This window comes from Pseudoduganella sp. RAF53_2 (genome assembly GCF_052113985.1).
Taxonomy (GTDB): Bacteria; Pseudomonadota; Gammaproteobacteria; order Burkholderiales; family Burkholderiaceae_D; genus Rugamonas.
In genome coordinates, this window is record NZ_JBFRDW010000341.1 from 1 (window position 1) to 6,435 (window position 6,435).

At 62.9% G+C, this 6,435-nt stretch carries 6 protein-coding genes; 3 read left to right on the top strand and 3 right to left on the bottom strand.

Annotated features, from left to right (window positions below):
* On the bottom strand, nucleotides 1–570 hold a 570-nt coding region (locus AB4Z11_RS19365; protein ID WP_442026989.1), incomplete at its 3' end, for a TetR/AcrR family transcriptional regulator.
* 126 nt (nucleotides 571–696) lie between these two features.
* Here AB4Z11_RS19365 and AB4Z11_RS19370 point away from each other — a divergent pair.
* On the top strand, nucleotides 697–1,830 hold the full coding sequence (locus AB4Z11_RS19370; RefSeq protein ID WP_442026990.1) for a thiolase family protein: 1,134 nt from the start codon (nucleotides 697–699) through the stop codon (nucleotides 1,828–1,830).
* Between the two features lie 86 nt (nucleotides 1,831–1,916).
* On the opposite strand, the gene AB4Z11_RS19375 is transcribed toward AB4Z11_RS19370, so the two are convergent.
* Nucleotides 1,917–3,404, bottom strand: a complete 1,488-nt coding sequence (locus AB4Z11_RS19375) for a GGDEF domain-containing protein (protein ID WP_442026992.1) — start codon at nucleotides 3,402–3,404, stop codon at nucleotides 1,917–1,919.
* Nucleotides 3,405–3,553: 149 nt separating this feature from the next.
* On the opposite strand from AB4Z11_RS19375, the gene AB4Z11_RS19380 reads away from it, so the two are divergent.
* Complete coding sequence (locus AB4Z11_RS19380) at nucleotides 3,554–4,534, top strand: SDR family oxidoreductase (RefSeq protein WP_442026994.1); 981 nt, start codon at nucleotides 3,554–3,556, stop codon at nucleotides 4,532–4,534.
* A gap of 10 nt (nucleotides 4,535–4,544) precedes the next feature.
* Nucleotides 4,545–5,582 (top strand): non-homologous end joining protein Ku, encoded by a 1,038-nt coding sequence (gene ku, locus AB4Z11_RS19385; RefSeq protein WP_442026995.1) that lies wholly within the window; start codon nucleotides 4,545–4,547, stop codon nucleotides 5,580–5,582.
* Between the two features lie 63 nt (nucleotides 5,583–5,645).
* Here ku and ligD read toward each other — a convergent pair.
* On the bottom strand, nucleotides 5,646–6,435 hold a 790-nt coding region (ligD, locus tag AB4Z11_RS19390; protein ID WP_442026997.1), incomplete at its 5' end, for a non-homologous end-joining DNA ligase.

A 6,435-nucleotide genomic window follows, 5' to 3' on the forward strand; every position in this document is an offset into this window, starting at 1 on the left:
CGCCTTCGCCTTCTCCAGCTGCGCGACTACTGCCTCCAGCACTTCTTTCGATAGTTTAGGATCGTCGACGGCGCGCGACAGTACCAGGCCTCCGATCAGGGCCGCGTAGGCCGCGATCGATTGCCGCATCTGCTCTTCCGGCGAGCCTTCCAGCGTGTCGGCCAGCATGCGCAGCTGAACCCGCGCACCTTCCGTGAAGGCATGGCGCACCTGGTCGCCCGCGCGCGCCACATCCGGACCCAGCGAGGCCACGGCACAGCCAATGCCGGGATTATCGCGGTGGGCGGTAGTCATATAGGCCCGCGCCAATGCCGACAGCGGCTCGCCTGCCCCCTTGGCAAGAATCTTCTGCCATTTGGCTACCGAGCCTTCCATCGCCTTGCCGCATGCCTCCGCCAGCAAGTCCTCCTTCGACTCGAAATGGCCGTAGAAGCCGCCATGCGTCAGCCCTGCGCCCTTCATCAGGTCGGCCACGCCGATGCCTTCGTAACCCTTCTCCCTGAATAATTTTGATGCCACTTCAACAATACGTTCGCGGTTTAAGGCCGCCTGCTCCCGACTCACTCTCATGATCTCACCTTGACTTTAATAATTATGATCGTAATATATACTGAAATTGATGACGCTCGTAATTTAAACATTTTAGCGGGGATCGCAGCGAATGCAAGACCGCCGGCCCGCAGTAAAGGAGAAACGATGAAAGCCGTAATCAGCGCCTACGCGCGCTCCCCCTTCCATTTCGCCCGCAAAGGCAAGCTGGCCGAAACCCGTCCCGACGATATCGCGGCCCAGGTAGTCAAAGGCCTGATCCAGCGCACCGGCATCGAGCCGCGCTTGCTGGATGACGTGATCCTCGGCTGCGCCTATCCCGAATCCTCGCAGGGCAATAACCTGGCGCGCGTGGTGTCGCTGCTGGCAGGCTTTCCGTTTGAAGTACCGGGCATGACCGTGAACCGCTTCTGTGGCTCGTCGATGTCGGCGATCCATATCGCCGCCGCGCAGATTGAAGCGGGCCTGGGCGAAGCCTATCTGTGCGTGGGCGTCGAGTCCATGACCTTCGTGCCGCAGGGTGGCTTTAACTTCTCGCCCAACCCGGAACTGTACGAGAACTCCGATACCTATATCAGCATGGGCGAAACCGCCGAGAATGTGGCGCGCGAATACAAGGTGGCGCGTGCCGACCAGGAAATGCTGGCCTACCACTCGCACCGCAAGGCTGCCGCCTCGCGCGAAGCGGGTCTGCTGAAAGATGAGATCGTGCCCGTGGTCGCGGCCAATGGCGACACCATTTCCGAAGACGGCTGCATCCGCCCGGCCACCACGCCCGAAGCGCTGGCGGGGCTGAAGCCGGCCTTCCGCGATGATGGCGTGGTCACGGCCGGAACGTCCTCGCCGCTGACCGATGGCGCCTCCGCGGTGCTGGTGACCAGCGAGGCATTCGCCCGCAAACACGGTCTGAAGCCGAGCGCCCGCATTATCGGCATGGCTTCCGCTGGCGTCGATCCTGCCTTCATGGGTATGGGTCCCGTTCCTGCCACGCGCAAGGCGCTGGCCCAGGCGGGCATTAGTGTGCAGGACTTGTCGGTGGCGGAAGTGAACGAAGCCTTTGCTTCGCAGGCACTGGCCAGCATCCGCGAACTCGGACTCGATCCGGAAATCCTGAACATCGATGGCGGCGGCATGGCGATCGGCCACCCGCTGGGCGCGACCGGTGCGCGCATCACCGGCAAGGCCGCGTCCCTGCTGCAGCGCACGGGCGGCCGTTATGCACTGGCCACCCAATGCGTGGGCGGCGGCCAGGGCGTCGCCACCGTGCTCGAAAAGATGTAAGAACATCCTCCCGGGGTGTAGCGACCGGTTGGGAGACCGATCGTGCTTGGGCGGCGGTCCGCTTGAACGGACTTGCCGCTCTTTTTTTATTGCGCCATCGCCAGCTCGACGCAATTGCGGCCCGCGCGCTTGGCGCGGTGCAGTGCGTCGCTCAGGCGCCTCAGCGCATCCGCCCCGCCCTCGTCGGGCGCCAGCTGCGCCACGCCGAGGCTGATGGTCACCGTGTCGCAGCCCGGCAGCTCGGTATCGGCGATGGTTTCGCGCAGCTTTTCCGCCAGCTTCAGCGCATCGATGGCCGAAGTGTGGGTCGCGATGATGAGGAATTCTTCGCCGCGCATTCGCGCCAGCGTGTCCGAATTGCGCAGACGGCTCTGCACGGTGTCGGCCACCACACGCAAGGCCTGGTCGCCGATCGGGTAGCCGTAGATGTCGTTCACGGAACGGAAATTGTCGATGTCGAAGGCGATCAACGCCARCGGCAGGCTGTAGCGGCGGGCGCGGCGCACTTCCGCATCCAGGGTGCGCTCGCCTTCGCGGCGGTTGACGGCGCCGGTCAGCGCGTCGACGGTAGCGATTTCGGTCAGGGTGCCGGCCAGCGCATCGTTCTGCTGGCGCAGTTCGCTCATCGCCAGGCCGAAGCTGATGAACTGGGCCAGGCTGTTAAAGCAGGAGAAGTGCTCGCGCGAGAATTGCATGTGGCGGTCGAACATCATGCACACCGACCCCAGAATCGGCCCGCCCGGTTCGCTGCGCAACGGCATCGCCAGCACCATGCGCACATGATGGTCGTGCAGCGCCATGGCCAGTTCCGGCTCGCCCGACTTTTCCGGCGCATCCAGCAGCACCAGCTCACCTGAGCTGACGGCCAGCAGCGGCGGGAACACATCGCGCAACGAGGACTCCAGCAGGCGTTCGCGGCCTTGCAGCAGCTGGGCCAGGTCCAGATTATTGCGCTCTTCCTCGGCCACCAGTTCCAGATTGCCGCGCTCCTTCATTTGCAGCAGCGCCGCGTGGCACACACCGGGGAAGCTGCACAGCGAAGCGCAAATGCGGGTCGCCATCAGCGGCAGCTCGTCCAGGCGGCTCATGGCGCGCTGCAGGCTGCGCTGGATGGCCAACAGATCGCGCAACTCCTCCTCCTTGTCGAGCAGGGCTTGCTGGGCGGCGGCTTGCGGGTCCAGCGGTGGACGCAGCATGGCGTCGACCACCTCGCGCAGCTCGCCCTTGAGAATAGGGCTGATCCGGTATTGCAGGGGGCCGCAGGCCATCAGTTCCGGAATCCATACCGTGCTGCCGTAGGGGCAGATCACCAGCACCGGTTCGCCGTCGCGGGCGCGTACCAGGCTGCTGAGCGCGGCCAGGCTGGCGGCGCTGCTGGTATCGTAGCCGCGCAGATCAAGCACCAGCAGGTCGATGCGGTGCTCTTCCAGCGTGTCCTGGGCGATGCCGGCGTCGTCCACCATGAACAGGCGGCCAAAGCTTTCGGCACAAGCGGCCTGGAATTCGGCGCGCCGCTCGTCCGCCGGATTAAGAAACAGGCCGGCTGGGGCCCGGCGGCCTTCGGTTTCAGACATGGCGTTCCCCGCAATAACTGTTATTAAAATTCTATCTCATTAGTGTGCCATAAATTCAACTATTGCAACATTCTTTTTATGTGAGGACGCGCACGGTTCACAACGCTCTCAGCGCCAATACTGGTCTTTCCTCATTGGGAGTTACAGCAATGGCACAGTCAGAAAACAAGGCCGACGCGGGCAGCATGCAGCGCGAAATCCAGCAACAGCAGGACCAGCGCGACAGCGGCCAGCCGCCGAAAGAAAACAAGCAGCCCGCGCAAACAGGCACCCACGATTTCCCCGGTACGCCGCTGCCGGACCAGCACCTGGCCAAGCCGGGTCTGGAACATGAAATGGAACTGAAGCCGCAGTTCATGGCGCCCGATTACTGCGGCAGCGGCAAGCTGCATGGCATGGCCGCCATCATCACCGGTGGCGATTCCGGCATCGGCCGCGCGGTAGCCGTGCTGTATGCGCGCGAAGGCGCGGACGTGGCCCTGGTCTATCTCAGCGACGAGCAGGCAGATGCGGTCGAGACCAAACGCTGCGTCGAAGCCGAAGGCCAGCGCTGCATTCTGATTCCCGGCGATGTGCGCGACCCGCAGTTCTGCTATCACGCGGTGGACGAAACCATTCAGGCTTTCGGCAAGCTCGATGTGCTGGTCAATAACGCGGCCTATCAGGAACACGCGGCGAAGCTGGAAGATATTTCGGAAGAGCGCTTCGATCTGACCATGAAGACCAATATCTACGGCTACTTCCACATGGCGAAGGCCGCTCTGCCGCATATGAAGAAAGGCGCGTCCATTATTAATACCGGTTCGGTGGTCGGACTGAAAGGCTCGCCCAAGCTGCTCGACTATTCGATTACCAAGGGCGCCATTCACGCCTTCACCATGTCGCTGGCGGCGAATGTGCTGGAACAGGGCATCCGTGTGAATGCCGTGGCGCCGGGACCGGTGTGGACGCCGCTGAATCCCTCCGATGCGCCGCCGGAAAAGGTGAAGAAATTCGGCGAAGGCACGTCGATGCACCGCCCGGCCCAGCCGGAGGAGCTGTCGCCGGCCTATGTGTTTCTGGCCGCGCCCAGCTGCGCGAGCTATATTACAGGTATCGTGCTGCCGGTGACCGGCAGCGTGGGCGAATAAGGAGGCTGCCATGGCACGCTCGCTCTGGAAAGGCGCCATCAGCTTTGGGCTGGTGCATATCCCGGTCGAGCTGCACACGGCCATTCAGAACCATGACCTCGACCTGACGATGCTTGATAAGCGCGATTTCTCGCCGATCGGCTTCCGCCGCTATAACAAGGGCACGGGCAAGGAAGTCACCTGGGACAATATCGTCAAAGGCTACGAATACATGGACGGCGAATATGTCGTGCTGTCCGATGAGGACCTGCGCCAGGCCAATCCCAAGGCCACGCAGACCATCGATATCCTGGCCTTTGTCGATGCGGATTCCGTACCACTGACTTTCTACGAAACGCCCTACTATCTTTCTCCGGGCCGCGGCGGCGATAAAGTCTACGCCCTGCTGCGCGAAACGCTGAAGAAGGCGGCCAAGGTGGCGGTGGCCACGGTGGTGATCCGCACCAAGCAGCATCTGTGCGCCCTGGTCGCGGTGGGCAACGGCATCATCATGAATACTTTGCGCTATGCGACCGAGATCCGCAGTCCGGAAGACCTGAAGCTGCCGGGCAGCGCCAAGGCGTCCGGCATCACGGATAAGGAATTGCAGATGGCGCTGTCGCTGGTCGAGGGCATGAGCGATGAGTGGAATCCCAAGGATTACCACGATACCTATCGTGAAGACGTGCTCAAACTGGTCGATAAAAAAGTGAAGGCCGGGCAGACCAAGACCATCACTCAGCCATCGAAAGAGGAAGCCGCACCGAAAGCCTCGAATGTGGTGGACCTTGTTGCGCTGCTGAAGCAAAGCCTCGGCGGGGCGAAGCCGTCCAGGCAGCGCAAGGGCGGCGCAGACACCGAATCCGAGGAGACCGAGGAAGTCGCGGAGGAGGAAGAAGCCGAACCGGCGAAACCGCGCCGCAGTACAACCGCTCGCAATGGCAGCTCGCGCACGGCGTCCGGCCGCAGCACGACCTCGGCGCGCAAGACCAGCACCACGCACGCGGCCACCAAAGCCGCCGCCAAACGCGCCGCGACCAAGACGCCAGCGCGCCGCAAGGCCGCCTAGAACCCACGGCAGAAAGCAGGTGGCTGCCACGGCGTGGCAGCCACCAGGTTCACGCCTTGGGTTTTAAACGATACCCAGCTTTTTCATGGCGGCCGTGATACTGACGGCGCTCCTGGTGTAATCCGCCCAAGGCGCATTGCCCTTATCCAGGCGCGTGTGAACCGTCTGCACCGTCCAGTGATCGCCGCCGTGCAGCTTATCCAGCTCACTCCACTCCACCGGCACCGAGATGCCCAGCCCCGGCCGCGTGCGCGCGGACCAGGCGGTGATGGTGGTCGCGCCGCGTCCATTGCGCAGATAGTCGATGTAGATTTTGCCGACGCGGTTTTTTGGCCCGCTCTTGAAGGCGAAACGGTCCGGCAAGGTGCGCGCCATGTGCTCGACGATCTCCTTGCTGAAGGCTTTGACCGTGTCCCAGTCGTAGTAAGGCTTGATCGGCACGAACAGGTGCAGGCCTTTGCCGCCGCTGGTTTTCAGGAAGGCCGGCAGCCCAAGTTCATCAAGGAAGGCACGCACCAGCTGGGCCGCTTCCTGGATCTGCGACCATTCAACGCCCTGGCCGGGGTCGAGGTCGAACACGATGCGGTTCGGCTTTTCGTAGTTCTTGCCGAAAGCGTTCTGGGTGTGGAATTCCACCACATTCCACTGGGCGGCGGACAGCAGACCCTCCGCAGTCGCGATGTCCAGCATCGGCGGATGATCGGGGTCGAGCTCCTGCGGGAACTGCTTCACGCCAGGCAGCTTGCCGACTTCCGAATGCTTCTGGAAAAACAGCTCGCCCGCAACGCCGGACGGCGCACGCACCATCGCGACCGGCCTGCCCTTCAAGTGCTCCAGCATCAGGGCACTGACC